Consider the following 25,208-nt stretch of genomic DNA (forward strand, 5'->3'; position numbering starts at 1 on the left):
GCCCTCACCAGAGACAGAAAGAGCGACGTGAGCGACCCGCGGGTGCGCCGCACCCAGGCGGCCCTGCAACGCACGCTGATCGACCTCGTCCAGGACCGCGACCTGTCTCGGATCAGCGTCGCCGATGTCGCCGAACGCGCCGGGGTGAGCCGCTCCACGTTCTACGACCACTACCGTGACGTGCACGAGCTGGCCGAGGCGGCGTGCACCACGATGATCGACGACCTGATCGAGGCCATTCCCGACCCCGGTGCCCAGAAGGTGCCGGACGCCGCCCCCGACACGCTGCTGACCTTCTTCGCCCACCTCGACGAGCACGCCGGCCTCTACCGCAGCGTGCTCGGGCCTCAGGGCAGCGCGCGCGTCATCGACCACGTGCGCCGCCACGCCACCGTCGCGGCCTACGTCGGCGCGCGCCGGGCCGCCACGGGAGACGACGCCCCGACCGACTTCACGGCCCGGACCCCGCATGACGTGCCCGCCGCGTTCACGGCGGGCGCGCTCATCGGCGTCGCCACCGACTGGCTCCAGCACGGCTGCCCGCGATCGCCCGCCGAGATGGCCGCCCTGACCCGCCCGCTGCTGATGGCCGTCTACCGCGGAGACGACCACACCCAGGCATAGGGGGCGGTCAGCTCGCGGACACCGAGAAGCTGTTGGTGACGAAGTCCATCCCGCCGCTGGAGGAGGTGATCTCGTAGCCGAACTGCACGTTGCCGAGCGTCACGTCACCCATCCAGCCGTTGGTGCGCAGCCAGTTGAGCACCGCCTTGATGTCCACGGTGCCGGAGTTGGTGTTGCCGGTCCTGACGAACGAGAAGACCTGGTTGGCGCCGTTGCTGCCGCGGTAGACGTCCCAGCTGTGGCCGCCCACCGTGGCGCCGGTCTGGCGGGAGCCGAGCGGGCCGACGGCGCCGTGCTTGTTCATCCAGAGCATGATCTCGTACGCGTTGGCGGAGTCCCAGATGTCGTACGCCGTCGCGTACGAGCCGCCGTTCGGCACGGTGACGCTGAACCTGCTGGTGGCGCTGCCCAGGGCGCTGATGCGCTTGCCGACGTACTTGGTGGCGTTCGGGTACGACTTCACCCCGCCGGTGTTGGGGTGGTTGGCCCACACGCCCCAGTTGCTGTAGGAGTTCGCCCAGATGGTCTGCGGGCCTGCGCCGCTGCCCCAGATGTTGTTGTAGAGCGTGTAGCCGCCGTTGGACCAGGTGCCCCACCGGTCGGTGGAGGACCAGGTGGCGGCCAGCGCGGGCGGGGCGAAGAGGACGGCGACGATCGCCAGTACGCAAACGGGGACGGCTGAACGCGCGATCTTGCGCATGCTGGATCCCTTCTGCCTACCTGTGTTTAGTTTGGCTGCCATCCAAACTAAAGACAGTTTGACTCCTTCAGTCAACCCCGGGTGAAACTTTCGCGGGGGGCAGCAGGGCGGTGGCCTCCACCTCGATCAGCCAGCCGGGCAGGCCGAGGGCCTCGACGCCGAGCAGGGTGCTGGCGGCCATCGGCCAGGGGTCGCCATAGGCCTCCCGTGCGGCTTCGAAGATGACCGGCACCAGCTCGGGCCGGTGGCCGACGACGTAGATGTTGTGCCGGACCAGGTCGGAGGGGGTGGCGCCGGCGCCCTCCAGGGCCAGCTTGACGTTGCGGAACGCCTGCCAGGCCTGCGCGGCGTGGTCGCCGGGGCCGACCAGCTCGCCGGAGGCGTCCAGCGCGACCTGCCCGGCGATGTAAGCGGTGCGCCCGGCCGGGGCGATCACCACCTGGGAGTAGAGGTTCTGCACCGGCGGGCACAGGGCGGGCGGGTCGACCCGCTGAAGGAAGGTCACGCGATCGTCTCCGTCCGGGCGGTGAGCAGCAGGTCGGCCAGCTCCGCTGGGCGGCTCACCTGGGCGTAGTGGTGGCAGTCCAGCTCGGCGACGGGGCGGCCGAGGGATCGGAACGCGTCGGCGGTGCCCGCGAACGCCTCGAAGCGCAGGCAGCGTACGAACATGGCCGGCACGCTCTCGGGGCGGGCCGGGCCGGGCAGGGGCTCGCTGTGCGTGCGCACCGGCATCGGGGTGGAGCAGGCGCGCAGCCAGCCGGCGTCGCCGGGGTCGTCCACGCCCAGCGCGGCCGGGTCGAGCGGCAGCGCGACCCCGCCTGCGCCGTCCGCGGACAGCTCGGCGAACACCTCGGGCAGCCACGGCACCAGGTCGAAGCAGGACTGGCCGGGCTCGGGCACGAAGGCGTCGAGGTAGACCAGCGCGGACACCCGCTCGGGCGCCCGCCCGGCCACCCCGGTGATCACCATGCCGCCGTAGCTGTGGCCGACCAGCGTGACCCGCTCCAGGTCCGCGCGCTCCAGGTAGCCGAGCAGGTCGTCGATGTGCGCCGACAGCCCGATCTCCGCGCCGCGCGGGTCGTCGCCCCGCTCGGCCAGCCCGGACAGCGTGGGCGCGTGCGCCTCGTGCCCTGCCGCCTTCAGCAGCGGGATCAGCCGGGACCAGATCCAGCCGCCCGCCCACGAGCCGTGGACCAGCACGTACGTCCGGCGCGAGTCAGTCGAGGACATCGGGCTCCTCCTCGAAGATCAGGGACGACAGGAGCTGGAAGTTGTTGCGCGCCATGTTCGCGCTGCCGAACTGGCGGTGCGCCACCTCGGCCTCCTCCTCCGTCATGATCCGCGGCGTGCCGGCGGCCTCGGCCAGGAGCTGCATCTCGCAGGCGCGGTTCATCGCGATGAACCACCAGGCGGCCTCCTCCACGGTGCGGCCGACCGTCAGCAGGCCGTGATGGCGCAGGATCGCGGCCCGCGCCGAGCCCAGCCGGGCGGCGATCCGCTCGCCCTCGTCCCGCTCCAGCACCAGCCCGCGATATTCGTCGAAGAGCACGTGATCGCGCCAGAACGCGCACGACTCCTGCACGATCGGGTCCAGCGGCCGGTCCAGCGCCGCCCAGGCCCGGCCGTGGATCGTGTGCGCGTGGGCGACGGCCACCACGTCGGGGCGGGCGTCGTGGACGGAGGAGTGGATCCAGAACGCGGCCTTGTTCGTGCGCCGCGTGCCGTGGGCGATCCGGCCCCGCGCGTCGACGAGCAGCAGGTCGCTCACCTTGATCCTGGAGAAGTGCACGGAGTAGGGGTTCACCCAGAAGTGGTCGGTCAGCTCCGGGTCGCGGGCGGTGATGTGGCCGGCGACGCCCTCGTCGTAGCCGTACCTGGCGAAGATCCGGAACGCGGCGGCGAGCTGCCGCTTGCGGTGCAGCCGCTGCTCCTCGACGGGGGCCGACGCGTACGTGGGCGCCTCGTCGAGGTCGAGCTCGGGAGGTGGTGTGGAGATCGTCATGATGTCGTTCCCTTCGACGTGTGCCCCAGAATGCGACCCCGCCCACCTGCCCGTCAACCTCTCAGGCGAAGGAATTTGCCTAACAGGCAAAGCGGCTAGACTCTTCGCCGTGATCTCTCATGTGCCGGCGGACGGCGACGATCCGGAGCAGCGGGTCGCGACGCGGCTCGGTGAGCTGCGGCGCGAGCGCGGGCTGACGCTCACGACGCTCGCCGAGTGGACCGGCATCTCCGCCGCCCACCTGTCCCGGATGGAGAAGGGGGAGCGCCAGCCGTCCATCGGCTCGCTGTTCCAGCTCGCGCGGGCGTACGGCATCTCGGTGGGGGAGCTGGTCGGCGACGAGCGGCCGCGCGAGCTCCACGTCGTGCGCGGCGCGACCGCGCCGGTGCACGAGGGCCCCGACGGGCCCTACGCGACGATGGCGGGCCTCGGACCCCGCTCCGCTCTTGAGGCGGTGCGGCTGGAGCTGACCGCCGACGGGCCCGAACGCACCGCCGCCCACGCGGGCGAGGAGTGGGTGTACGTCGTGCGCGGTGAAGTCCTCGCGCGCGTCGGCGAGGAGGAGGTCGCCCTGGCCGCCGGGGACGCCCTGCACTTCGACGCGGCGGCCCGCCACTCGTTGTGGTCCCGCGGCGGCCCCGCCACCGTGATCATCGTCTCCGTCGCGCCCGCGCCGGCTCGTCCTCCGCATGGCGCGGCGGGCGGGTGATCAGGTCCAGGCCGAAGTCGAAGCGTTCCTCGAACGTGCCCCCGGCGAGGTGACCGAGCGCGCGGGCGAGTGACGGATGCGCGTCCGGCGCCACGGCCGCGTGGAGCACCTCGCCGATCGAGGCGGGCGCGCCCTGCTCCTCCTGGGTCAGGCCCAGCGTGAAGTACACCGCCGTCCAGGCGGTCCACGCCGCCTCCCGCTCGCCGAGACCGCACTCCAGCAGCGCGCCCACGATCGCCTCGGCGGTGCGCAGCGTGTGCTCCTCGGCCGCGTACGTCCCCGCCACCACCCTCGCGCCGTCGCGCACGGCCAGCAGCGCCCGCCGGTAGCGGCGTACCAGCTCGCGGAACCGATCGGCCGGGTCCGGTGGCAGGTCCTCCAGCGACACGCGCCCGACGATGGCGTCGGCCATCAGCTCCAGCAGCCGGCTCTTGGTCTTGACGTGCCACGACACCGTGTTCAGCCGCACGCCCATGCGCTCGGCCACCGCGCGCAGGCTGACCGCGTCCGCGCCCTTCTCGTCGAGCAGTTCGAGCGCCGTCGCAACGATCTCGCTCTGGCGCCGCGCGTTCGCCATCGAAGCCCGCCCTCCCCGTCTCTTGGTTGCTGACCAAGAATATCTCGCCCATACTGTTGGTCACTGACCAAGAAAGGAGGCGGTGATGGAAGACGTGATCGTCGTCGGGGCCGGGCCGGTGGGCCTGTGGCTGGCGGCCGAGCTGCGCCGCGCCGGCGTGCCCGTTCTCGTGCTCGACCGGCTGGAGCGGCCGAGCCCGCACTCCAAGGCGCTGACGCTGCACCCGCGGATGATCGAGGTGCTGGCCATGCGCGGGATGGAGAAGGCGTTCCTGGAGGAGGGCATCGCCATCCCGAACGGGCACTTCGGGATGCTGGAGACCCGGCTCGACTTCCGGCCGCTGCCGACGCGTCATCCGTACACGCTGTTCTTCCCGCAGGCGCGCACCGAGCAGCTGCTGGAGGAGAGCGCGGTGGCGCTGGGCGCCCGCGTGCTGCGCGGGCACGCCGTGACCGGGCTCGCGCAGGACTCCGGCGGCGTCGAGCTGAGCGTCGAAGGCCCCGACGGCCCGTACGCCGTCCGCGCCCGCTACGTCGCCGGGTGCGACGGGGCGGGCAGCACGGTGCGCCGCGCCGCGGGCGTCGACTTCCCGGGCACCGACGCCACGGTGTGGGGATTCCTCGGCGACGTCCACCTGGACGACCCGCCGTCCGGGCCCGCGATGTCCGCCCACACCGTCGACGGCGGGGTGATGGTCGTCGGGATGCCGGGCGGCTACCACCGCATCGTCGGCCTCGCGCCCGGCCGGCCCGACGGTGACCTGACCCTGGACGAGCTGCGCGCCACCGTCGCCCGGGTGATCGGGCGCGACCTCGGCATGCGCGACCCGGTCTGGCTCTCCAGGTTCGGCAACGCCTCCCGGCAGGCCGCGAGCTACCGCGCGGGCCGGGTCCTGCTTGCGGGCGACGCCGCCCACATGCACTTCCCGACCGGCGGCATCGGGCTCAACGTGGGCGTCCAGGACGCGATGAACCTAGGCTGGCGGCTGGCCGCCGTGGTCCGGGGCCGCGCCCCGGAGGCCCTGCTCGACGGCTACCACGCCGAACGCCACCCCGTGGGCGCCGACTTGCTGGAGAGCAGCAAGGCGCAGACGGCGCTGATCGCCGCGTTCACCCCCGAGGGGCAGGCGCTGCGGGCGCTGCTCGGCAAGCTCATCGCGGCGCACCCGGAGCTCTCGCTGGACCTCGCCGCCAGGCTGGCCGCGCTGAACGTCGCCTACCCGCCGGCCGATCCCGGCGCCCATCCGCTCACCGGCGTCCGCGTCCCCGACCTGCCGCTGCGCGACGGCCGTACCGTCTACGAACTGCTGCACGAGGCCCGTCACGTGCTGCTCGACCTGGGCGCCGGCATCCCCTCCTCGGTCGCCGGCCACGCCCGCGACCTGGGCGCGATCGCGTACGAGGGGGCGCTCGGGGACGACGTGCCCGCGGAGTGGCGAGCCGTCGGCGCGGCCCTGATCCGCCCCGACGGCCACGTCCACTGGGCTTTTTAGACGGCCCGACGGGAGCGGATCGAGCGGCTCAGGCGGCTCGGTGACCGCCGTCGGCCTGCGCGGCTGACCGCTTCATGGCCGAGCGGGGCTGAGCTCTCGGTTCCGGCCGATGGGGTCGCGGCGGCAGATCCGCTTGGTGGGGTGCCAGGTGCCGTGGCCGCGGGCGCAGTGGGGCCGGGGCGGCTGGAGGCTCGGCTGGGCGGGGGTCGGGACGGGGCTGAGGGCGGCGGTGACGAGGAACGTGGCGGTGGTCGTGAAGGCGCCGGTGATGACGGCGAGGGCTGCTCTCGTTCCAGTTCTCATGGTGCTCCCGGTGTTGTGGTCTGCCGGGTTTGATGCTCGGTTGTCGGTGGTTGTTCGGAGTGTTGTTGCAGGTCAGGCAAGATATCCGGGTTTGCGGCTTATGTCGGGGAGGGGTGCGTGGGTGAACGGGCGGGTTGGATGCCCACAGCATCCAACCCGCCCACGTCGCTAGGGGGCGTGGTAGACGGCGATCTCGGTCATCGTCGGGGTGTAGACCTCACTCGCCACCTTCCCGGTGAGTGACACCCGCAGCCGGGTGGTCGTGACGCTGCCGAAGCCGGTCACGGACCGGTCGTGCCCGATGCCGTCGGAGCGACTGGCGAACGTCACCCAGGCGCCCGTCCCGGCGTCCCATCGCTGCAGGTCGAATGTCTGGACCCGCGGGTTGGTGCCCGAGTCGGTGTACTCGTCCAGGTAGACCTCGTCGAAGGTGGTGGCCGCGCCGAAGTCGATGTCGAGCGTGATCGGGTAGGTCGCGTCGTCGGCCGCCGCCCAGCGGGTCGCAGGGTTGCCGTCGGTCAGGTTCTTCGCGACGAGCGTGCCGTTCGCGCCGGGGTGGGTCGAGCTCGCGGTGACCGGTTTGCCGAGGGCGAGGTTGACCCGGCCGTCGCCGGGCTCGTCCTCGATCGGGTCGTCGTCCACCGGATCGGTGACCTTCACGCCGATCGGGCTCTCCGCCATGCCGATGTCCGGCGCGTCGCCGTAGTAGATGTGGGTGCCGAGGAAGTCCTCGGTGCCCAGGTGGGGGTTGTAGCGGCCGGCGTCGATGAGCGGGGAGTCGTCGCGGAGCTTGAAGTGCGCCGCGGCCGTCCGGATCTGGTTCACGCCCGCTCCGGTGACGTACTTCGCCGGGTCGCCGACGAACTTCGGGTCGGCGCGCAGGCCGGCCCGGTCGGCCGGTTCCTGGGTGGAGTGGGTGCCGCCGGCCTCGTAGTAGTCGTTGTTGGAGAACACCGCCTGGCGCAGCGCGCCGGTACGGCGGTACCACGGCGTCGGCGTCGTGGAGGAGTTGTAGAAGATGTTGTTCAGGAAGTAGACGGTGCTCAGGAACGTCTCGTCGTGGACGTAGTCGAGGTCCGCGCCGTCGTACACGAAGGTGTTGTTCGTGAAGTAGGTCGGCGAGTAGTTCGTCGACAACATGTTCTTCACCAGCACGCCGTTGTCGTTGACGCTCAGGTTGTAGCGGGCGACCGAGTTGGAGCTGTTGCCCATGTACGCCATCCAGCCCGCGGCGTTGTCGTGCGAGTAGTTGAACTGGTAGGTGACGTTGAAGTTCGTGTACTCCAGGTCCCACGGGGTGCCGTCGAACTCGTTGTCCGGGCCGCCGTAGACCTCGTTGAACTGCATGACCGAGTCGGCCCCCGCCCACAGGTAGAGCCCGCAGGACACCGCGTTGTACCGCTTGAGAAAGCCGTTGACCTCGTTGTACTCGACCGTCATGTTCTTGGCGTTGGCGAACTGGAACGCGCCCTGGCCGATGCTCTCCGCGTAGTTGTGGCCGATGTAGACGTCACGGCTGTACAGGTCGCGGGTCCGCACCCAGAGCTGCTCCCAGCCCTCGTGGAACTTCCCGCTCTCGTCGTACTGGCCGGCGTCGGCTCCGTCGGCGGCGAACCAGTTGAACGAGAACTGCACGGCGTGCAGCTCCACCTTCACGAAGGTGTTGTTCTCGATCCGGACGTCCTTGAAGTAGTAGCCGCCGGTGCCGTACGACTTGTAGCTCTTGCTGCCGAAGACCTGGAAGTTGACGCCGCCGTAGTGGATCTTCTGCCAGGTGCTCGGGCCGTCGAGGTCGTGGACGTACACGTTGGAGACGCGGAAGTGGTCCATGATGCTGTCCGCGCCGGCCGGCAGCAGGTCGGCGTTGATGGAGACCATGATGCCGTCACGGACGTATGTCCCCGTGGTGATGTCGTTGGCGAAGTCGTCGTCGTTGGACAGCTCGACGTTGTCGATCTCGAAGTACTGCTGGTTGCGCAGCACGATGGCGCCGGTCCGGCCGACCGTGTCGGGGTTCTTCGTGCCGTCCGCCCGGAAGGGGCTCGGCACCCTGCCGTTCGTCGCGATGTACGGCCGGCGGGCCCGCGAGTCGCCGTAGGCGGAGATGGTGATCGGCCTGCCCGCGCTGCCCGAGCCCTTCGGCCACAGCTGCTCGTTGTTCCACTGCTCGCCGGCCTTGAGCAGGATGCGGTCGCCGGGCTTGAACGTCGTCGCGTTCGCCTTGGCCAGGGTGCGCCAGGCGGTCTGCGGCGAGGTCCCGGCCGCGCTGTCGCGACCGCTCGTGGCGTCGATGAAGTAGTCCTTGCCGCCCGTCGGGTTCGGCGTGTTGCCCGGGAAGTCCGCCTTCTTGGCGGCGGCGGGGGAGCGGTCCGGGGCCGTGGCGGCGGTCGCGGCGGGTGTGAGCGATCCCGCGAGCAGTGCGGCGAGCAGGGCGGCGAGGCCCATGCGGAGCGCTCGTGCCATGGGCCGCCGGCGGGCCGGCGCGGGTAATGCGGCGGGGGGTGCGGTACCGACAGGTTTCACTGTTGAACATCCTCTGCGTTGATGGCGTCCACCGCCGCCGTGTCGACCTTGAAGACGCTGCTGTCCACCCGGCGCTGGAGGAACTGGTCGAATTTCTCCTCGATGAGCGACTGCCGGATCCGCCGCGAGTACTCGGCGAACGCCGCGTCCTCGTCGACGGTCTTGCCGTTGAGCTGGTAGTAGGTGATCTGGCCGGTGCCCGGGACCGGGCCGGAGATCTGGCCCGGCGCGAGCTTGCTCAGCACGGCCATGAGCTCCTGGTCGTGGGCGGCCGAGCCGCCGCCGTGCTGCGTGGCGGTCGTGAGCCGGGCGCCGGGCTCGCGGTTCGCGAGCTCCGCCAGCCGGCCGGCGGCGGCCACCCGCCGCTGGAGGCCGGCCGCGTACCCGGCGGAGGCGCCGTCGGGCACCGGCACCACGAGCTTCGCGTACGTGTACGTGGTCGCGTTGGCGCTCCAGGCGTCCCGGTCGGCGTCGAACGCCCGCCGGACCTCGGCGTCGCTCACCCGGAGCGGGCCGTTCGCGCTGAGCCGCTGCTTCAGGCTCGTCGTGAGCCCGGTGAGCCGGTGCGAGTAGTACTCCTCGGGGGAGAACTCCGCCAGGCCGTAGACGACCTGGCGCCTGGCGATGGCGTCGGCGCGCCGCTCGTTCTCGGCGGCCAGCTCGGCGAGGAAGTCCGCGTGGTCGACGGAGCCGATCAGGTGCTGCTCCTTCGCGAGGATGAGCGCCGTCTTGTCCCGCCGGATCTCGTCGAGCGCGCGGGCCGCGAGCCGCCGGAGGGCGGTCTGGTCGCCGGCCTTGGCGTTCCAGTCGATCGCGCCCTGGAGCCGGTACTGGTTGCGTAACTCGTTCTCCACCTGAGGCGTCAGGCGGCGCATGTGGAAGAGCAGCTCGTCGCGGGTGACGGCGTGCCCGTCGAGGGAGGCGACCTCGTCGGTGCGATCGGCGAGCGCCACGCCGCCGATCACCAGCGCGGCGAGGGCGGCCACCACGCCGGCGACGAGGACGGCCGCGCGGGGTGACCGTCGACGGGCGGCGCTCTTTCCGGCGGCGTTCTTCCTGGCGGCGCTCTTCACGAGGACGGCCTTCATGGCGCTGCTCCGATCGCGGTCACGTGGGCGACGACGGGTGTGGCCCGGGCCTGCGGCACCTCGACCAGCACGGCGTCCACCTCGGCCGGCGGGAACGTCAGGACGCGCTGGTAGCCGACCGCGTTCGCCTCCGCGAGCGTCGTCCACCGGCCGTCCCGGCGGCCCCGCACGACGACGTGCTCGATCCGCTGCCCCTGCGTGATGTCCTCGCCCACGACGACCGCCTCGACCGGACGGGGGCCCGCGAACACGAGCTGCACGCCGGGCAGGGGGTCGGCGTCGTCCGGCCGCCACGGCGTACGGCCCCTGCCGGGCCACGCGGTCGCGACGTCGCCCGCCGTCCCGGACGACACCGTCGCGATCGCCGCCACGCGCCGCGCTCGGAAGCCCTCGACGAGCCGCCCGAGCTGCTCCAGCAGCGCCACGTCGGCGTCCCGCAGCAGCCCGTCGCGGGCGGGCGGGACGTTGAGCAGAAAACAGGAGTTGCCGCCGACGGCACGCAGGTAGATGCCGAACAGCTCGTCCGCGGAGCGGACCATGGCGTCCTCGGCCGGGTGGTGGAACCAGCCGGGCCGGATCGAGGTGTTCACCTCGGCCGGGTACCAGACCAGGTCGTCCTCGTGGCCCGCCAGGGCGGCGCGGCTGCCGAGGTCGAGGTCGTCGCTGCGGACGAGCCGGGCGAACGCGCCGTCGTCCGCCTGCTGCGAGCGGTCCGCGATCCGCTCGGCGTCCAGCAGGGCCCGCGGGACGACGCTCCACTCGTCGGGGCGGGTGCTCCCGGCCTCGTTGCCGCACCAGCGGACGTCGGGTCCGCACACGCTGATGACCGCGTCCGGCTGCAGCTCGCGGACCACCGCGTAGTACCGCTCCCAGTCGTACACCTGGCGCCTGCCGTTGGGGCCCTCGCCGTTCGCGCCGTCCAGCCACACCGTGAACACCGGCCCGTACCGGGTGAGCAGCTCGGTGAGCTGGGCGACGTAGAAGTCGTCGTACGCGCTCCCGCTGCCGTAGGAGGCCTCGGTGCGGTCCCAGGGCGACAGGTAGATCCCGAACCGCAGGCCGTGCCGCCGCGCCGCCTCCGCGACCTCCGCGACCACGTCGCCGCGGCCGCCGCGCCAGGGCGACGAGGCGACCGTGTACGTGGTGACGTCGCTCGGCCACAGGCAGAAGCCGTCGTGGTGCTTGCAGGTGAGGATCACGCCGGTCATCCCGGCGGCCTTGAGCGCCCTGATCCACTGGTCGGCGTCGAGCCCGGCCGGGTCGAAGGCGGCCGGGTCGTCGTGCCCCTCGCCCCACTCCCGGTCGGTCATCGTGTTCATGCCGAAGTGGATGAACCCGTAGAACTCCATCGCCTGCCACGCGAGCTGGCGCTCGCTCGGCCGGACCGCCGTCAGCGTCCGCGTGGTCACCGGAACCGCCGGTTGTACGAGGCCAGCACGGCCAGCAGCCCGACCAGTGCCGCGAGCATGATCGCGAGACTGCCCCACCCGATCGTCGTACGGGCGGCCACGACGACGGCCACGCAGCCGGCCGCGACGAGCGTGCGAGCGGTGACGAGCAGCAGGCTGCGCGTCGAATCCTTCATGACGGTTTCCTCTCTGGGAAACGGGCCGGTCAGCCCTTCACGCCGCCGGATGCCATGCCTTCGATGAGCCGGCGCTGGATGAGCGCGTAGAAGATGAGGACGGGGACGATCACGATGACCATGCCGGCGTACAGCCGCCCGTAGTCGGCCGCCGCCTTCTGCGCGGTCATCAGGTTGAGCAGGCCCACCTGCAGCGTCTTGCCCTCGCCGGGCAGCAGGGTGAGCGCGATGATGAAGTCGTTCCAGTAGGCCAGGAAGTTGAACAGGATCACGGTCGTGAGCGCCGGCCGCGCCATCGGCAGCATCACCCTGACCATGACCTGGAAGCGGGAGGCCCCGTCCAGGGCCGCGGCCTCCTCGTAGTCGGCCGGGATCGACCGGAAGTACGCGGTCAGCAGGTAGACGGTGAACGGGATCGACGTGGCCGCGTAGACGAGCGAGAGGACCCCGGGGTTGTCGATGAAGAAGCCGTCGGGGAACACGTCGGCGAGCGCGCGGTCCCAGCCGACGAGCATCAGGAAGATCGGCACGACGATGTAGTTGACGTTGACGAACAGCCCGGCCAGCATCGCGACCTCGACGAGGCCGCGGCCGCGGAACTCGTACCGGGCGATGACGTAGGCCGCCGGGACGGAGACGGCCACGACGAACACCAGCCCGAGCACCGTGACCAGCACCGAGGTGAAGAAGTACTGGCCCATGCGCGCGGTGACGAACGCGTCGGCGTAGTTCTGGAAGTGCAGGCCCTCCGGCAGCGTCCAGGGGCTGCCGTAGAACTCGCCCTTCTGCTTGAGTGAGGCGAGCAGCACCCAGCCGACCGGCACCGCGATGGCGAGGGCGATCGCGGTGACGAGGACGTAGGTCAGCGGCCTTCCGGCGCGCTTGATCGTGGTCATGGTGGCGGTCCTCAGAACTGGAGGGGCTCGCGCCGCGTCGCGCGGCTGACCAGCAGCGACACGAGGAACGAGAAGGCGAAGACGGCGACGCCGATGGCCATGCCGTAGCCGTACGACGAGTTCGTGTACGCCTGCTTGTACATGTAGTTCAGCAGGACCTCCGACGAGCCGTCGGGCCCGCCGCCGGTCATCGCGCGGACCAGGACGAAGCTGAGGTTGACCGCGCTCATGACGAAGAACGTCAGCGTCGTGCGGAGGTTCTGCCAGATGAGCGGCAGCGTGATGGCGAAGAACTGCCGCCCCGCGGACGCGCCGTCGAGCGCGGAGGCCTCGTAGATCTCCTCCGGGATGCTCGCCATGCCGGACATGTAGAGGACCATGTAGTAGCCGAGCGACTGCCAGACCATCGCGATCGCGACCGACCAGAGCACGAGCTGCTGGTCGCCGAGCCAGATCTGCTGCAGGCCGTCGAGCGACAGCAGCCGCAGGGTGCCGTTGAGCAGGCCGTTCCTCTGGTCGAAGATCGCGGAGAAGATCGCCGCGATCACGACCACGGACAGCACGCTCGGGACGTACAGGACGAACCGGTACACCGTCCGGCCCCGCAGCCGCTGCCGGGTCATGATCGCCGCGAGGAACAGGCCCATGCCCATCGTCACGACGGTCACGACCACCAGGAGCGCGACGGTGTTCTGGAACGCGCGGACGAACTGCGCGTCGTCGAGCAGCCGGGCGAAGTTGTCGAGCCCCACGAAGCGCATGTCCGGGGAGAAACCGCTCCAGGTGTAGAGGGACATACGGAACACGTTCAGGGTCGGGACGACCATGAACACCGCGAAGAGCACGAGCGCGGGCAGGAGGCAGGCGAGCACGAAGGCGCCGCTGCCCCGCCGCCGCGCCGGGCCGCTCTCGGGCACGTCAGCCACCCGCCTGGCGCAGTTTCTCGCTGGCGTCGTTGAGCGCGGCCTGCCACTGGGCCTCGGTCTTGTCGCCGCTGATGATGCTGTTGGCGGTGTCGAAGAGGGTGGCCTTGATGTCGACGCCCTCGACCGGCGCGGTGCTCGCGAACCCGCCGACGAGCGCCTCGACCGTCGTCTCGTCGTAGACCTTGTAGAACTCGGCGTTCTCCCCGGACAGGCTGCTCGCGATGCCCTTGATCGGCTGGATCGCGTTCGACTTGGCGAAGATCTTCGCCGCCTCGTCGGAGTACAGGTAGGCGACGAACTCCTTCGCCGCGTCCTTGTTCTTGGCGGCGCTGGGGATCCAGACCGACTCCACCGACGTCGTGATGTAGCGCTTGCCGCCCACGGTGACCGGCGGCAGCGGCGTCAGGCCCCACTGGAAGCCGGCGGCGCGAGGGGCGTCCTTCATCTCGCCGACGACCCAGGTTCCGTTCGGCATGAACAGCGTCTTGTTGTCCAGGATCGACTGCTGGTTCTTGGTGAAGTCCTGCTCGTTGGCGTACCCGACCGTGGTCGGCGCGGCGTACTTCAGCAGCCGGGTGGTGAGGTCGAGCGCCTGCTTGGCCTGCGGCGTCTGCCAGACACCCTGCTTGTACGTCATGACGTCGGTGTAGAACTGCTCCCCGCCGACGTCGGCGAGGAGGGCGAAGAAGTACGCGTCGAGGTATCCGGCGGTCGGGTAGGTGAACAGCGAGAACCCCTGCTTCTTGACCGACTCGCCCAGCGCGAACATCTCCTCCCAGGTGGCCGGGACCTTCCAGCCCTTCTGGGCGAACAGCCCCTTGTTGTAGAAGAGCCCGCTCGGCGCGTAGTACATCGGCATCGTGTACGTCTGGTCGGTGCCGTACGGGTTGGTGTTGAGGTTTCCGACGATGCCCTCGATGAGCTTGTCGCCCACGGTCTTGTCCTCGCCGGGGACCTTCGCCTTCAGCACCGGCGTCAGGTCCTCGAGGGCCTTGTCCTTGATGAGCGTCTCGGTGAGCGCGGCCTTGCGGCCCTGGCCGAGCACCACGACGTCCGGGAACCGCCCGGCCTTCATGTTCGGCGTGATCTCGTCCTCGATGCTCTTCGAGATCTGTAACTGCACGTCGACGCCGGGGTGGGAGGTCTTGTACGCCTGGATGACCTGGGCGTACATGTCCCGGCCGTAACCGCCTTCGAGGGCGGCGACGCTCAGGGTCGTCTTGCCGGAGCCCGAGCCGTCCCCGTCGGCCGAGCAGCCGGTGAGCAGTCCGAGCGCCGAGATCGCGGCGCTCACGAGGACGAGTGATCTCCTCATGGTTCTGGGGTCCTTCCCGTGGACATCTGCCCACCTGGGGTGGGGCGGAGGAACGAGTCCGGGTCCGGCCGCGTCGGAGGTCACGACGACGGGGCGCCGCGCCGCCGGCCGGGGATCTGGATCTCTCGGCAGGGTCCGGACGTTGTTACAGTGGCATCGATAACATGAAGGCGCAAGAGGCACTTTGCGACGACCGCGACATAGCTCAGTGGCGACGCGGCGGCGCCGTGGAGTCGCGCACCGACAGCGACGCCGTGGCGAGAGCGTCGGCGGCGTCCCCGCCCAGCAGCAGGGCGACGGCCGCGGCGCCGGAGCGGTAGAAGTCCTGCCGCACGGTCGTCAGCGGCGGGTGGCAGTAGGCCGCCAGGGCGATGTCGTCGACGCTCACGATGGACACGTCGCCGGGCACGGACCGGCCGTGCTCGCGCAGCGCGCGGATCACCCCGAAGGCCATCTCGTCGCTGGCGGCGAAGACCGCGGTCACGTCCGGGATCATCGCGAGGACCTGCCCCTGCCGGTATCCCGAGTCGGGCGACCAGTCGCCCTCCAGCGGGGGCGGCGCCTGGATCCCGGCCGCGGCCAGGCACTCCTGCCAGCCCTGCCGCCGCTGGCGGGCCTCGATCCACTCGTCGGGGCCCGACACGTGCCACACCTGGCGGTGCCCCAGATCGAGCAGGTGCTGCGTGGCGACGCGGCCCGCCTCTTTCTGGTCGATCCCGAGCACCCGGGCGCTCGCGGTGCGGGAGCCGTCGAGCGTGACGGTGGGGATGTCCCGGGTGATGTCCTCCATCTTCTGCGTCACGGAGATGAGCGGCACGGCGATCACGATGCCGTCCACGCCCTGGTCGGCGAGCTTGGACAGGGACCGCTCCATCAGGCCGGTGTCGAGCCTGGCGATGGTCGCGATGCTCACCGCGTATCCGGCCGCGCCCGCGGCCGCCTCGACGCCGGCGGTCACGGCCGAGCGCGAGTAGTAGCCGCCGGACTGCAGCAGCACGAGCCCGATCGTGTGGCTGCGCCCCGAGGAGAGCACCCGGGCGGCGTTGTTGAAGCGGTAGCCGAGCTGCTCCACCGCGGCGAGCACGCGTTTCCTGGTCTCCGGGTTGACGTTCGGCGAGTCGCGCAGCGCGCGCGAGACGGTCTGCGCCGACACCCCGGCGGCTCTGGCCACGTCAGCCATGCTCGGCTGCCTCGTGGGCCGCTCGGTGGCTTTCGTCATGGCGCTCCCCTCTTGCGGCCTGCCCGCGACGTCGTCAGCTGATCCTACCGCCCTTGTTACGTATGGCATCGATAACATAGGCTCTCCCACCGTGATCGAGCTGCCCGCGCCGGACCTCTCCCCGGCCCCGACGACGACCACGACCCCGACCCCGTCCGCTGGGAGCGCGCTCACCTGGCGCGGGCGCCGCCTGTACCGGCACGGCGTCCCCCATCGCATCCTGTCCGGGGGGCTGCACTACTTCCGCGTCCACCCCGACCTCTGGCGGGACCGCATCCGCCGGCTCGCCGACCTCGGGCTCAACACGGTGGACACCTACGTCGCGTGGAACTTCCACCAGCCCCGCGAGGACGAGGCGCCGTGCTTCGACGGGTGGCGGGACGTAGAGCGGTTCATCCGCACGGTGGGGGAGGAGGGTCTCGACGTCGTCGTGCGGCCCGGCCCGTACATCTGCGCGGAGTGGTCGAACGGCGGCCTGCCGAGCTGGCTCACCGGCCGCGACGTCGCGATCCGCAGCTCCGACCCCGCGTTCACCTCGGCGGTCGGCCGCTGGTTCGACGAGCTGGTCCCGCGCATCGCCGCGCTCCAGGCCGCCGAGGGCGGACCGGTCGTGGCGGTGCAGGTGGAGAACGAGTTCGGCAGCTTCGGCGACGACCAGGCCTACCTGCGGTGGAACCGCGAGGCCCTGGCCGAGCGCGGCATCGGGGAGCTGCTGTTCACCGCCGACGGACCCACCGAGCTGATGCTGGACGGCGGCACCCTGCCGGGAACCCTGACGGCCGTGACCCTGGGCTCCAAGCCCGACGCCGCCCGGGAGCTCCTTTCGGCGCGGCGGCCGGACGAGCCGTTCGTCGTCGCCGAGTTCTGGAACGGCTGGTTCGACCACTGGGGCGAGCGCCACCACGTCCGCGACTCCGGCAGCGTCGTGGACACACTCAAGCAGATCGTCGCCGACGGCGGCAGCGTGAGCATCTACATGGCGCACGGCGGCACCAACTTCGGGCTCTGGGCGGGCGCCAACGAGCACGAGGGCCGGTTGCAGCCCACCGTGACCAGCTACGACTCCGACGCGCCGGTCGCCGAGGACGGCACGCTCACCGCCAAGTTCTTCGCCGTGCGGGAGGCGCTCGGGGCGCGCGGACCCGTGCGGATGCCCACGCGGACGCCGACGCTGCCGCCGGCGAGTGTCCCGCTCGTCCACCGCGCCGATCTGCTCGCAGCCCTGCGCGCCGTGCCGGCGTCCACCTCGACCGGGCCGCGCCCGGCCTCGTTCGAGCGGCTCGGGCTCGACGCGGGTATGGTCCTGCACAGCGCGCGCCCGCGTGTCCCGGCGGGCGAGCACCGGCTCGTCCTCACCGACGTACGCGACCGGGCCCTGGTCTTCGCCGACGGCGCCTTCCTCGGCGTCGCCGGCCCCGACCAGCGGGAGCTGCCGATACGCGGGACCGGCGCCGTCGTCCACCTGGAGGTCCTGGTCGAGAACCTCGGCCGGGTGAACTACGGGCCCGGCATCGGCCGGCACAAGGGCCTGATCGGCCCGGTCCTCGTGGACCGGCGGATCGTGCAGGGCTGGGACAGCACGCCCATCGCCCTGCAGGAGTGGTCCACCACCGAGCTGACCCGCGCCCTCGCCGCGGGCCCCGCGTCCGAGCACGCGGGCCCCGCGTCCGAGCAGGCGGGCCCCGCGTCCGAGCACGCCGGTCCCGCGCCCGAGCAGGCGGGGTTCGCCGTGGCGACGGTCGATGTCGACACGCCCGCGGACACCTTCCTCGCCCTGCCGGGATCCCGGCGGGGCCTCGTCTGGGTCAACGGGTTCCTGCTCGGCCGCTACTGGGACATCGGCCCGCAGGTCACGCTGTACTGCCCGGCGCCGCTGCTCCGTGCCGGTCAGAACACCGTGACGGTCCTCGAGCTGGAACGGCTCGGCGCGACCCTGGAGCTGCGAGACCGCCCCGAGCTGGGCCCGCCGGAGGAGTACGTCGAGGAGTTCGGCTGACCCGCCGGCCGCTCACCCCTGGAGCCGGGCGTCGGCATCGGCCAGGAAGACGTCGAGCACCCCGTCGCCGATCTGGGGCTGAGCCGCGCCCCAGCGGTTGCGCGGCGGGCTGACCCGGACGGCCCGAGCCTGCCGCTGCAGGTCGCGCGACTCGGCGAGCAACGCGGCGGCCTTGGCCTCGTCCCCGGCCTCCCGGGCCTGGAGCGCGTCGAGCATGTCCACCATCGCCCTGCCCCACAGCTCGGTGGCGTCCAGCCAGGACGCGGCGTCATCGGCGAAGCCCTTCTCCACCGCTCCGCCGCGGATGGTGGCCGGCGCCGTGGCGATGGCCTTCGCGTACGGCCGCAGCGCGCTGATCGCCTGGGCGCGCCGCCCGGCGTCCCACGCCTGCCAGAACGCGGCCACCCGCGCGGCGAGCTCGGGCGCCTGGGTCTGCCACGGGGTGCCGCCGAAGGTCGGAGCCATGTGCTCCAGGTCGCCGAAGACCAGCAGGGCCGCGGTGGCCGCCTGGTCGCCGCCGGCGAGATAGGCCATCGCACGCGGCCAGCTCTTCTTCGCGTCGTACGCCTTGTCGTTCCAGGTGAAGTCCGCGGCGCCGAAGACCGCGACCTTGCTCGCGTACGGCTGGTTCATCGGGTTGGCCACGATGCCGGACAGGTGCGCGGCCAGGCCGCCCTCACGCTTGTCGTAGGGCGCCAGCAGCAGCCGGCCGCTGGTGTTGCCGTAGTCGTTGACCGGGTAGTTGTCCCAGACGAAGACCTTGCGCCCGAACAGCTGCGCCGCCTTCTCGGCCTGCGCGTTGGTGATCTCCGGCGGCACGGTGTCGGTGCCGGTCCACATCACCTCGACCGCGGGATCGAGGGAGGCCCGCATGGTCTGCTTGTACGTGGTGTCGGTCAGGTCGCCGTACTCGGTGGGCACCATCTGCAGCGGCTGGGCGCCTTCGTGGGTGGCGATGAAGTCGCGCTGCAGGTCGTTGAGCAGGTCGACCTGGGCCTTGGCCGCGGCGGTGCGCCCGGCCGCGCCGTACGCCGTCTCGTCCGCCGTGCAGTTCCAGCGAGTGTAGCTGATGTCGTCCAGCGGGATGGAGAACGCCCTGGCGCCCAGGTCGTAGAGCGCCTGCAGCTTCCGCTTGAGGATGTCGCGGTCCGCGCGGTCGGAGTAGCAGATCGACACGCCCGGGGAGAGCGCGAAGGTGAAGCGGACGTGGTTCGCGCCGGCGCGTGCCACCAGCTCGCCCAGCTCTGCGAGCTTGTCCGCCGGGTAGGGGTCGCGCCACTTGTCGCGGTGGTAGGGATCGTCCTTGGGGGCGTAGATGTAGGTGTTGGCCTTGACGTCGCCGTAGAAGTCCATCTGGTCGAGGCGTTCTGCGTGGGTCCACGGCGCGCCGTAGAAGCCTTCGATGGTGCCGCGCAGCGGCATGGACGGGAAGTCGCTGACCTGGACCCCCGCCACCTTCCAGCCGCCCCCGGACGGGACGAACAGCTGGCGCAGCGTCTGCACGGCGTAGAACTGGCCCGCGGCGTCCTTGCCGCCGAGCGCGATCTGGCGCGGCGTGCCGCCCGAGACCCGCAGCGCGTATCCCTCGGCCTGGCCGGGGACGACCGTGCCGCCGAGCGCCTGGGCGATGTCCGGGCGGGCCGCGGGGCCGAGGCGCACCTTGAGCAGGCCGGACGTGCCCGCGGGGATCTGGTCGGGGGCGACCGTGTCCACCCGGCCGGCGCCGTGCGTTTTGAGCTCCCGTACGAGGCGGTCGCGGGCGGCGGGGTCGGTCTGGGCGTCCGCGACCACGAGCACCCGGCCGGTGACGGCGGCGGCGGCGCCGACGCCGGTCAGCGACTGCGGGGTCGGCGACACCGGGGGTAAGGGCGGGGCAGGAGCGGCATGGGCCGCGGGGACGGGCAGGAGCGCCCCTGCACACAGGGTCGCGGCCAGCGCGAGGCACGCCGCAGGGGTGATCTTGCGTCTTCTCACGAAAGTCTCCACTGGTCTATACCCATGACGGGTGGGGGGCTCGCGCTTTCTTATCGCGGTCTAGACCGGCAATCTGATCATCAGCCTAATATCGGCATCTTTACTGTCAAGAGTTGCAATGCAGCACATGTCCGGCAAAACATCCCAATGAACCGGCCTGCGCCCCTCCGCGTATCCGATGAATATGAGGGCAGCGACGCGGATCTACGCCGGCTGGGTGGTGGCGGCGGGCGTCGTGGTGCTGGTCGCGGCCCTGCGGTTCGGGGGTGCGAGGGCGGAACCGGCGATCGCCGGCCTGCCCACCGCCGGCCCGGTCACCGAGTGGGGCCTGCCGCTGGTCAAGCTCTGCTACGACCTGTGCGCGGTGGCCACCCTGGGAACGCTGCTGGCCGCCGTCGTCCTCGCTCCGGCCGGCTCGCCCGAGAAGGCGGCCTGCCTGCGGGCGGCCCGGTGGTGGGCGCTGGGGTGGGCGGTCACCGCCGCCCTGAGCTACCCGCTGACCATGTCGTACGTGCTGCCGCTGCCCGTCACGGACCTGGTCGCCGATCCCGGCCTGTTGCGCTACGGCCTGACCATCCCGCAGGCGCGGGCGCTGCTGCCGGTGCTGGGCGCGATCACCATGGTCGTCCTGGCCACGCGGCTGCCGCGCCTGCCCGGGTGGATCGCGCTCGCGGTCGCCGCGTTCGGGCTGCTGCCCCCGGCCTATGTCGGGCACGCCGCCTCGGCCGCCGACCACGACATCGCGGTCTCCGCGCTGACGGCTCACCTGATCGCGGTGTCGTTGTGGGTCGGCGGGCTGGGCGCCGTCCTCATCCACTTCCGCCGCGCCGGTGACCTGCGGGCCGTGCTGGCACGGTTCAGCACGATCGCCTTGTGCTGTTTCGCGGCGGTGGCCGTCTCCGGGGCGGTGGGGGCGTGGGTGCGGCTGAGCGCGGTGTCCGACCTCTGGCGGACCGAGTACGGGCAGTTCCTGCTGGCCAAGACCGCCGCGCTCGCCCTGCTCGGCCTGTTCGGCTGGACCCACCGGCGCCGTACGGTCGCGCACGTCGCCGACCGGAGCGCGCGCCACGTCTTCGTCCGGCTGGCGGCGGGCGAGATGATCGTGATGACGACGGCCATGGGCCTGGCCGTCGGCCTGTCCCGCACCCCGCCGCCGCCGCCCCCGCCGGGCGTCGCCGACGCGCATGAGCGCCTGCTGGAGTACGACCTGCCGCCGTTCACGCCCGGCGCGCTGCTCACCGAACTCCGCCCGGACTCGCTGATCCTGCTGCTCCTGGTCTTGCCCGCCGTCGGCTACCTGGTCGGCCTGCGCCGCGTGGGGGACTGGCCGCCCGGCCGCACGCTCGCCTGGTACGCCGGCCTGGCGCTCCTGGCGCTGGTCCTGCTCAGCGGCATCGGCGGCTACGCGCGGGCGATGCTGTCGGTCCAGGCCCTGCAGCACGTGGTGCTCGCCGTCGTCGCTCCACTGCTGCTCTGCCTCGGCGCCCCGCTCACCCTCGCCGCCCGGGCCACCACCGAGTCCTCCCAGTACGGCGACCTCGGCGCCTGGCTCCGGAAGCGCAGAGTGACCTTCCTGGCCCTGCTGCCGGCGGCGTACATGGTGGCGTTTCCGCTGCTCTACCGCACCGGCTGGCTGGTCTGGTCGCTCGCCGGCCACGCCGCCCACCTGCTGACCATGGCCCTGTTCCTGGGCGGCGGGCTGCTGGTCTTCTGGATGCTGGTCGGCGTGGACCCGACGCCGCGCCCCGTCTCCCGGCCGCTGCGCGCCGGGCTGCTGGGCGGCGTGCTGCTGGTGCAGCTCGCGGTGGGGGTGTTTCTCCTGCTCGGCCCGCCGGTCGCGGCCGACTGGTTCTACCTGGTGGGCCCCGACGGCGCGCCGGACCTCTTCACCGACCAGCAGTTGGCCGGGGCCGCCCACCTGCTCGTCCCGCTGCTTCCGCTCGCCTTCCTGGCCGTACGGCTGGCGCGGCACGTTCCAAGTCCGCAATGCTCGGAGCCGTGACAGCCGCGGCCTTGTCGCCACTGGCGTCCACCGGCCCGGCCATCGCGAAAGCCAATGACGGGACCCGCGTGTCCGGCACACCCGGCTTCGACGCCTCCCGCGACTACGTGGCGATGCGGGACTCGACGGCGGGCGCCGCCAGCATGCGCCGCATCAGGTCGATCTCGGCCTTCTGGGCGGTCAGGATGGCGCCGGCCATGCGGCTGACCTGCGGCTGCTCGCTCCGCACGGCCGCTTGAGCCATCCGCACGCCGCCCTGATGATGCGGAATCATCAGGCGCAGGAACAGGACCTCGGCGTCCTTCCCGGACGATGAGCGCCATCTGGACGGCCTGCGCGTGATGAGCCTGCATGTCACGGGCGAAACCCGCCTCCACCGAGGTGTCCGCGGGCGGCCGGGGGTGGAGCAGCGCGAGGCCGAAGGCGGCCACCGCGAACGCCAGCGCGGCGGTCGCGGGCACCAGCACGCGCCGCCGCCGCAGAACGGCCGGCAGCCTCATGCTGACGGCTCCCCGACCCCGCCGGTGCACGTCGCCCCCGGCTCGGGCGTCCCAGGGCCGTTGATGTTGGCTTTCAGGAACGCCGGCAGCCGCGGATCCTCGGCGCTGTCGAGCTTGAGCTGCTTGCCCCAGGAGCTGAGCGCGACCGCGGACGACAGGCCCGGGTAGGGGGACAGGAGGACGAAGTCGCGTCCCCTGGCATGGTCGAGCAGCATGTCGAGCTGCTCTTTCGGCAGTCCCGGACGGTAGGCCACCCAGACCGCTCCGTGCTCCTGACTGTGGACCGCGTTCTCGTTGCGGACCGGATCGGTGTAGACGCCGCAGTTCTGCCAGGCCGGGGAATGATCCCCGCCGACGGGCGGCGCCTGCGGATACTTGACCGGATCGCTGGTGTGGTTGCGCTGCGTCACGTTGATCGTCTGCACCGCGTCCAGCGACGTGCGGGCACGGTCGTTGAGCCAGAACACCGCCCCAGCCGCGGCCAGCGCGCCCACCCCGGCCACCGAGACGCCGATCATGACGGCCCGGCGCCGCACCTCCTGCCGCCGCTGCTGAGCCTGCAGCGCGGAGAGCCGCTCCTTGATCGTGCCCTGCGGTTTGTCGCCCATTCGACTGCCTCTCCGTGCGAACTTCTACGTTGCGTAGAAGTTCTACCGCATGTCGAATATAGGGGGCATAAGGGCAACGGCCCCCTATGTCATGCGTTCAACCCCGTGCTTTCCCGGATCTGCGTGAGCGTCGCCGCCTTCCGAAGATGCGGCGATAAGCTTTCTGATCAGCAGGGCGTCCGCGTCAGCCATCGCTCAGGGGCCGCTCTGACGGGCGAAAAACGGGTCGGAGGGATCGGCCGCGTCGCGGCGAGAGATTTCTCCGGGGCCGTGTCGATCCGCGAGCCGCTCGTTCGACGTGTGGGTGCGAGGGCCGAGAGGCGGCTCCGCCGGACGAGGAGAACGCGATGCCGAAGTACTTGCTGATCATGCGGGGCACCGACGAGTCGAACGCGGCCATGATGGCCAACATCGACGAGATGATGGCCACGACCCGCCAGTTCATCGAGGAGATGGTCAAGGCCGGCGTTCTCCTCGCGGCGGAAGGGCTGGACGATCCGGGCCAGGGCGTCGTGGTCGACTTCAGCGGCGATGCCCCCGTGGTCACGGACGGGCCGTACGGCGAGACCAAGGAACTGTTCGGGGGCTTCTTCCTGCTCGACGTCGCCTCGAAACAGGAGGCGGTCGAGTGGGCCAAGCGGGTCCCGGCGGCCCCCGGGGCCAAGATCGAGGTCCGGCGGGTGCCCGGGAGCGACGAGGTCCCGCAGGCCGGCCAGTGATCACCAAGGGCTGGGCCGGGTGCGAGAGCAACGGCCGGATCTGATGGGTACGGCCGATGTCGAGGCCGTCTGGCGGATCGAGTCGGCGCGGATCGTCGCCGCGCTGACCCGGTTCACCGGCGATTTCGGGCTGGCCGAGGACGCGGCCCAGGAGGCGGTGGCCGAGGCGCTGGTGTCGTGGCCGCTCGCTTCTCCTGCGAATCCGGCCGGCTGGCTGATGGCCACGGCCCGGCGGCGGGCGATCGACGCGATCCGCCGCCGGACCACCCTCCAGGACCGATACGCCCTGCTCGCGGCTGACTTGGCGGCCGACTCGGCGGTTGACGAAGAAATCGATCCCGACAAGATCGATGACGACGTGCTGGCGCTGATGTTCATCAGCTGCCACCCGGTGCTCTCCCCCGAAGCCCGGGTGGCGCTGACCCTGCGCGTGGTCGGCGGCCTGTCCAGCGAGGAGATCGCCCGCGCGTTCCTCGTACCCGTGCCGACCGTGCAGGCCCGCATCACCCGGGGCAAGAAGACGATCGCGGCGGCCGGGGTGCCGTTCGAGCTGCCGCCGGCCGCCGAGCGCCGGGAGCGGCTGGGCGGCGTGCTCAGCGTCCTCTACGTGATCTTCACCGAGGGGTCGACGGCCACGTCGGGCGACCGGCTGATGCGCCCCGAGGTCGCGTACGAGGCGATCCGGCTGGCCCGCACGCTGGCCGCGCTGCAGCCGGACGAGCCGGAGGTGCACGGCCTGCTGGCGTTGTGCGAGCTGACGGCCGCGCGTTTCCCGGCCCGGACCGGCCCGGACGGTTCGCCGGTCCTGCTCGACGAGCAGGACCGGCGGCGGTGGGACCTCTCGGCGATCCGCCGTGGGCTGGCCGCGCTGGCCAAGGCGTCGACTCGCGGCCTCGGCCCCTACGGCCTGCAGGCCGCGATCGCCGCCACCCACGCGTCGGCGCCCTCGGTCGAGGCGACCGACTGGGACCGGATCGTGGTGCTCTACGAGGCACTCGGCCGGGTCGCACCCTCGCCGGTGGTCGAGCTCAACCGGGCCGTCGCCGTCGCCATGGCCTCGGGCCCCGCGCAAGCCCTGGCCATCGTGGACGAGCTGATCGCCTCGGACCGGCTCCCCGGTTCGCATCTGGTCCCGACCGTACGCGGTGAGCTGCTGGCCCGACTCGGACGGCGACCGGAAGCGCGCGCCGAGCTGGAGCTGGCGGCCCGGCTCTGCGCCAACCAGCGCGAACGCTCAGTGCTGCTGCGCAAGGCGGCCACGCTGAGCTGACTTCTCCAGCTCGGCCGGCCGTCGATCGCATCGGCCCCGACGGCCGAATCCCGGATGCGGACACCGGGAGCGCGGCGAACCAGGGAGGTCGGCGCGTAGACCTCGTCCGGGACTGATCGTGGCCCGGGTGCTTTGTCAGGCCAGGGTGGCAGCAACGGTTCGATCAGATCCCAGCGGCCG

The 25,208-nt window shown here is 71.6% G+C and carries 24 protein-coding genes; 7 read left to right on the forward strand and 17 right to left on the reverse strand.

Annotated elements, in window-relative coordinates:
- The first annotated feature begins 27 nt into the window (after positions 1-27).
- A complete protein-coding gene (locus ACIBI9_RS29905) occupies positions 28-624 on the forward strand; it encodes a TetR/AcrR family transcriptional regulator (protein ID WP_397226548.1) in 597 nt (198 codons plus the stop codon).
- A gap of 7 nt (positions 625-631) precedes the next feature.
- Here the strand turns inward: ACIBI9_RS29905 and ACIBI9_RS29910 are convergent, their stop codons facing one another.
- From ACIBI9_RS29910 to ACIBI9_RS29925, 4 genes are all read right to left on the reverse strand, one after another.
- On the reverse strand, positions 632-1,324 hold the full coding sequence (locus ACIBI9_RS29910; RefSeq protein WP_397226550.1) for a hypothetical protein: 693 nt from the start codon (positions 1,322-1,324) through the stop codon (positions 632-634).
- A gap of 67 nt (positions 1,325-1,391) precedes the next feature.
- Entirely contained in the window at positions 1,392-1,829 is a 438-nt protein-coding gene (locus ACIBI9_RS29915) for a RidA family protein (protein WP_397226552.1), read from the reverse strand.
- Positions 1,826-2,554 carry an alpha/beta fold hydrolase gene (locus tag ACIBI9_RS29920; RefSeq protein ID WP_397226554.1) on the reverse strand — a complete coding sequence of 243 codons (729 nt, stop codon included), beginning with the start codon at positions 2,552-2,554 and terminating at the stop codon, positions 1,826-1,828. The genes ACIBI9_RS29915 and ACIBI9_RS29920 overlap by 4 nt, the downstream gene beginning before the upstream one ends.
- Positions 2,541-3,326 (reverse strand): class II aldolase/adducin family protein, encoded by a 786-nt coding sequence (locus tag ACIBI9_RS29925; RefSeq protein WP_397226556.1) that lies wholly within the window; start codon positions 3,324-3,326, stop codon positions 2,541-2,543. Before ACIBI9_RS29925 ends, ACIBI9_RS29920 begins: the two co-directional genes overlap by 14 nt.
- Before the next feature lie 109 nt (positions 3,327-3,435).
- On the opposite strand from ACIBI9_RS29925, the gene ACIBI9_RS29930 reads away from it, so the two are divergent.
- Positions 3,436-4,035 carry a helix-turn-helix domain-containing protein gene (locus tag ACIBI9_RS29930; RefSeq protein ID WP_397226558.1) on the forward strand — a complete coding sequence of 200 codons (600 nt, stop codon included), beginning with the start codon at positions 3,436-3,438 and terminating at the stop codon, positions 4,033-4,035.
- On the opposite strand, the gene ACIBI9_RS29935 is transcribed toward ACIBI9_RS29930, so the two are convergent.
- Positions 3,977-4,612 carry a TetR/AcrR family transcriptional regulator C-terminal domain-containing protein gene (locus tag ACIBI9_RS29935; protein WP_397226560.1) on the reverse strand — a complete coding sequence of 212 codons (636 nt, stop codon included), beginning with the start codon at positions 4,610-4,612 and terminating at the stop codon, positions 3,977-3,979. The genes ACIBI9_RS29930 and ACIBI9_RS29935 overlap by 59 nt on opposite strands.
- Before the next feature lie 85 nt (positions 4,613-4,697).
- Between ACIBI9_RS29935 and ACIBI9_RS29940 the strand changes: the two genes are divergently transcribed.
- On the forward strand, positions 4,698-6,104 hold the full coding sequence (locus ACIBI9_RS29940) for an FAD-dependent monooxygenase (protein WP_397226562.1): 1,407 nt from the start codon (positions 4,698-4,700) through the stop codon (positions 6,102-6,104).
- 72 nt (positions 6,105-6,176) lie between these two features.
- Here the strand turns inward: ACIBI9_RS29940 and ACIBI9_RS29945 are convergent, their stop codons facing one another.
- The 9 genes from ACIBI9_RS29945 to ACIBI9_RS29985 form a co-directional block, all read right to left on the reverse strand.
- Positions 6,177-6,407, reverse strand: a complete 231-nt coding sequence (locus ACIBI9_RS29945; protein WP_397226564.1) for a hypothetical protein — start codon at positions 6,405-6,407, stop codon at positions 6,177-6,179.
- Positions 6,408-6,575: 168 nt separating this feature from the next.
- Positions 6,576-8,870 (reverse strand): discoidin domain-containing protein, encoded by a 2,295-nt coding sequence (locus tag ACIBI9_RS29950; RefSeq protein WP_397226566.1) that lies wholly within the window; start codon positions 8,868-8,870, stop codon positions 6,576-6,578.
- 56 nt (positions 8,871-8,926) lie between these two features.
- Positions 8,927-10,018 (reverse strand): hypothetical protein, encoded by a 1,092-nt coding sequence (locus ACIBI9_RS29955; RefSeq protein WP_397226568.1) that lies wholly within the window; start codon positions 10,016-10,018, stop codon positions 8,927-8,929.
- Complete coding sequence (locus tag ACIBI9_RS29960; RefSeq protein ID WP_397226570.1) at positions 10,015-11,427, reverse strand: alpha-L-fucosidase; 1,413 nt, start codon at positions 11,425-11,427, stop codon at positions 10,015-10,017. Before ACIBI9_RS29960 ends, ACIBI9_RS29955 begins: the two co-directional genes overlap by 4 nt.
- On the reverse strand, positions 11,424-11,603 hold the full coding sequence (locus ACIBI9_RS29965) for a DUF6903 family protein (RefSeq protein WP_397226572.1): 180 nt from the start codon (positions 11,601-11,603) through the stop codon (positions 11,424-11,426). The genes ACIBI9_RS29960 and ACIBI9_RS29965 overlap by 4 nt, the downstream gene beginning before the upstream one ends.
- 29 nt (positions 11,604-11,632) lie before the next feature.
- On the reverse strand, positions 11,633-12,499 hold the full coding sequence (locus ACIBI9_RS29970; protein WP_397226574.1) for a carbohydrate ABC transporter permease: 867 nt from the start codon (positions 12,497-12,499) through the stop codon (positions 11,633-11,635).
- A gap of 11 nt (positions 12,500-12,510) precedes the next feature.
- On the reverse strand, positions 12,511-13,416 hold the full coding sequence (locus tag ACIBI9_RS29975) for a carbohydrate ABC transporter permease (protein ID WP_397226576.1): 906 nt from the start codon (positions 13,414-13,416) through the stop codon (positions 12,511-12,513).
- Between the two features lies 1 nt (position 13,417).
- Complete coding sequence (locus ACIBI9_RS29980) at positions 13,418-14,740, reverse strand: carbohydrate ABC transporter substrate-binding protein (RefSeq protein WP_397226578.1); 1,323 nt, start codon at positions 14,738-14,740, stop codon at positions 13,418-13,420.
- A 205-nt stretch (positions 14,741-14,945) separates the two neighbouring features.
- Positions 14,946-15,959 (reverse strand): LacI family DNA-binding transcriptional regulator, encoded by a 1,014-nt coding sequence (locus tag ACIBI9_RS29985; protein WP_397226580.1) that lies wholly within the window; start codon positions 15,957-15,959, stop codon positions 14,946-14,948.
- Between the two features lie 91 nt (positions 15,960-16,050).
- On the opposite strand from ACIBI9_RS29985, the gene ACIBI9_RS29990 reads away from it, so the two are divergent.
- A complete protein-coding gene (locus tag ACIBI9_RS29990; protein ID WP_397226582.1) occupies positions 16,051-17,955 on the forward strand; it encodes a glycoside hydrolase family 35 protein in 1,905 nt (634 codons plus the stop codon).
- A 12-nt stretch (positions 17,956-17,967) separates the two neighbouring features.
- Here the strand turns inward: ACIBI9_RS29990 and ACIBI9_RS29995 are convergent, their stop codons facing one another.
- Positions 17,968-19,929, reverse strand: coding sequence for a beta-N-acetylglucosaminidase domain-containing protein (locus ACIBI9_RS29995; RefSeq protein ID WP_397226584.1), 1,962 nt, complete (start codon positions 19,927-19,929; stop codon positions 17,968-17,970).
- A 184-nt stretch (positions 19,930-20,113) separates the two neighbouring features.
- Here ACIBI9_RS29995 and ACIBI9_RS30000 point away from each other — a divergent pair, with 184 nt between their 5' ends.
- The gene (locus ACIBI9_RS30000) at positions 20,114-21,931 is read left to right on the forward strand and encodes a cytochrome c oxidase assembly protein (protein WP_397226586.1); all 1,818 of its coding nucleotides are present in this window, start codon (positions 20,114-20,116) and stop codon (positions 21,929-21,931) included.
- Between the two features lie 103 nt (positions 21,932-22,034).
- Here ACIBI9_RS30000 and ACIBI9_RS30005 read toward each other — a convergent pair whose 3' ends face one another.
- Together ACIBI9_RS30005 and ACIBI9_RS30010 are read right to left on the reverse strand one after the other, a co-directional pair.
- The gene (locus tag ACIBI9_RS30005; protein ID WP_397226588.1) at positions 22,035-22,205 is read right to left on the reverse strand and encodes a DUF305 domain-containing protein; all 171 of its coding nucleotides are present in this window, start codon (positions 22,203-22,205) and stop codon (positions 22,035-22,037) included.
- Between the two features lie 222 nt (positions 22,206-22,427).
- The gene (locus ACIBI9_RS30010; protein WP_397226590.1) at positions 22,428-23,039 is read right to left on the reverse strand and encodes a DUF3105 domain-containing protein; all 612 of its coding nucleotides are present in this window, start codon (positions 23,037-23,039) and stop codon (positions 22,428-22,430) included.
- A gap of 347 nt (positions 23,040-23,386) precedes the next feature.
- Here ACIBI9_RS30010 and ACIBI9_RS30015 point away from each other — a divergent pair, with 347 nt between their 5' ends.
- Both ACIBI9_RS30015 and ACIBI9_RS30020 read left to right on the forward strand, forming a co-directional pair.
- A complete protein-coding gene (locus tag ACIBI9_RS30015; RefSeq protein ID WP_397226592.1) occupies positions 23,387-23,758 on the forward strand; it encodes a YciI family protein in 372 nt (123 codons plus the stop codon).
- A 43-nt stretch (positions 23,759-23,801) separates the two neighbouring features.
- A complete protein-coding gene (locus ACIBI9_RS30020; protein WP_397226694.1) occupies positions 23,802-25,028 on the forward strand; it encodes an RNA polymerase sigma factor in 1,227 nt (408 codons plus the stop codon).
- Positions 25,029-25,208: the final 180 nt, after the last annotated feature.

It is taken from the genome of Nonomuraea sp. NPDC050451, from assembly GCF_044458585.1.

Bases quoted from the DNA above. Each gene is read 5' to 3' on its own strand.
- ACIBI9_RS29950 (WP_397226566.1), bottom strand. From the start codon at position 8,870: ATGGCACGAGCGCTCCGCATGGGCCTCGCCGCCCTGCTCGCCGCACTG.
- ACIBI9_RS29945 (WP_397226564.1), bottom strand. From the start codon at position 6,407: ATGAGAACTGGAACGAGAGCAGCCCTCGCCGTCATCACCGGCGCCTTC.
- ACIBI9_RS29910 (WP_397226550.1), bottom strand. From the start codon at position 1,324: ATGCGCAAGATCGCGCGTTCAGCCGTCCCCGTTTGCGTACTGGCGATC.
- ACIBI9_RS30000 (WP_397226586.1), top strand. From the start codon at position 20,114: ATGAGGGCAGCGACGCGGATCTACGCCGGCTGGGTGGTGGCGGCGGGC.
- ACIBI9_RS29980 (WP_397226578.1), bottom strand. From the start codon at position 14,740: ATGAGGAGATCACTCGTCCTCGTGAGCGCCGCGATCTCGGCGCTCGGA.
- ACIBI9_RS30020 (WP_397226694.1), top strand. From the start codon at position 23,802: ATGGGTACGGCCGATGTCGAGGCCGTCTGGCGGATCGAGTCGGCGCGG.
- ACIBI9_RS29920 (WP_397226554.1), bottom strand. From the start codon at position 2,554: ATGTCCTCGACTGACTCGCGCCGGACGTACGTGCTGGTCCACGGCTCG.
- ACIBI9_RS30015 (WP_397226592.1), top strand. From the start codon at position 23,387: ATGCCGAAGTACTTGCTGATCATGCGGGGCACCGACGAGTCGAACGCG.
- ACIBI9_RS29940 (WP_397226562.1), top strand. From the start codon at position 4,698: ATGGAAGACGTGATCGTCGTCGGGGCCGGGCCGGTGGGCCTGTGGCTG.
- ACIBI9_RS29965 (WP_397226572.1), bottom strand. From the start codon at position 11,603: ATGAAGGATTCGACGCGCAGCCTGCTGCTCGTCACCGCTCGCACGCTC.
- ACIBI9_RS29935 (WP_397226560.1), bottom strand. From the start codon at position 4,612: ATGGCGAACGCGCGGCGCCAGAGCGAGATCGTTGCGACGGCGCTCGAA.
- ACIBI9_RS29925 (WP_397226556.1), bottom strand. From the start codon at position 3,326: ATGACGATCTCCACACCACCTCCCGAGCTCGACCTCGACGAGGCGCCC.
- ACIBI9_RS29955 (WP_397226568.1), bottom strand. From the start codon at position 10,018: ATGAAGGCCGTCCTCGTGAAGAGCGCCGCCAGGAAGAACGCCGCCGGA.
- ACIBI9_RS29985 (WP_397226580.1), bottom strand. From the start codon at position 15,959: ATGACGAAAGCCACCGAGCGGCCCACGAGGCAGCCGAGCATGGCTGAC.
- ACIBI9_RS29970 (WP_397226574.1), bottom strand. From the start codon at position 12,499: ATGACCACGATCAAGCGCGCCGGAAGGCCGCTGACCTACGTCCTCGTC.
- ACIBI9_RS30010 (WP_397226590.1), bottom strand. From the start codon at position 23,039: ATGGGCGACAAACCGCAGGGCACGATCAAGGAGCGGCTCTCCGCGCTG.
- ACIBI9_RS30005 (WP_397226588.1), bottom strand. From the start codon at position 22,205: ATGATTCCGCATCATCAGGGCGGCGTGCGGATGGCTCAAGCGGCCGTG.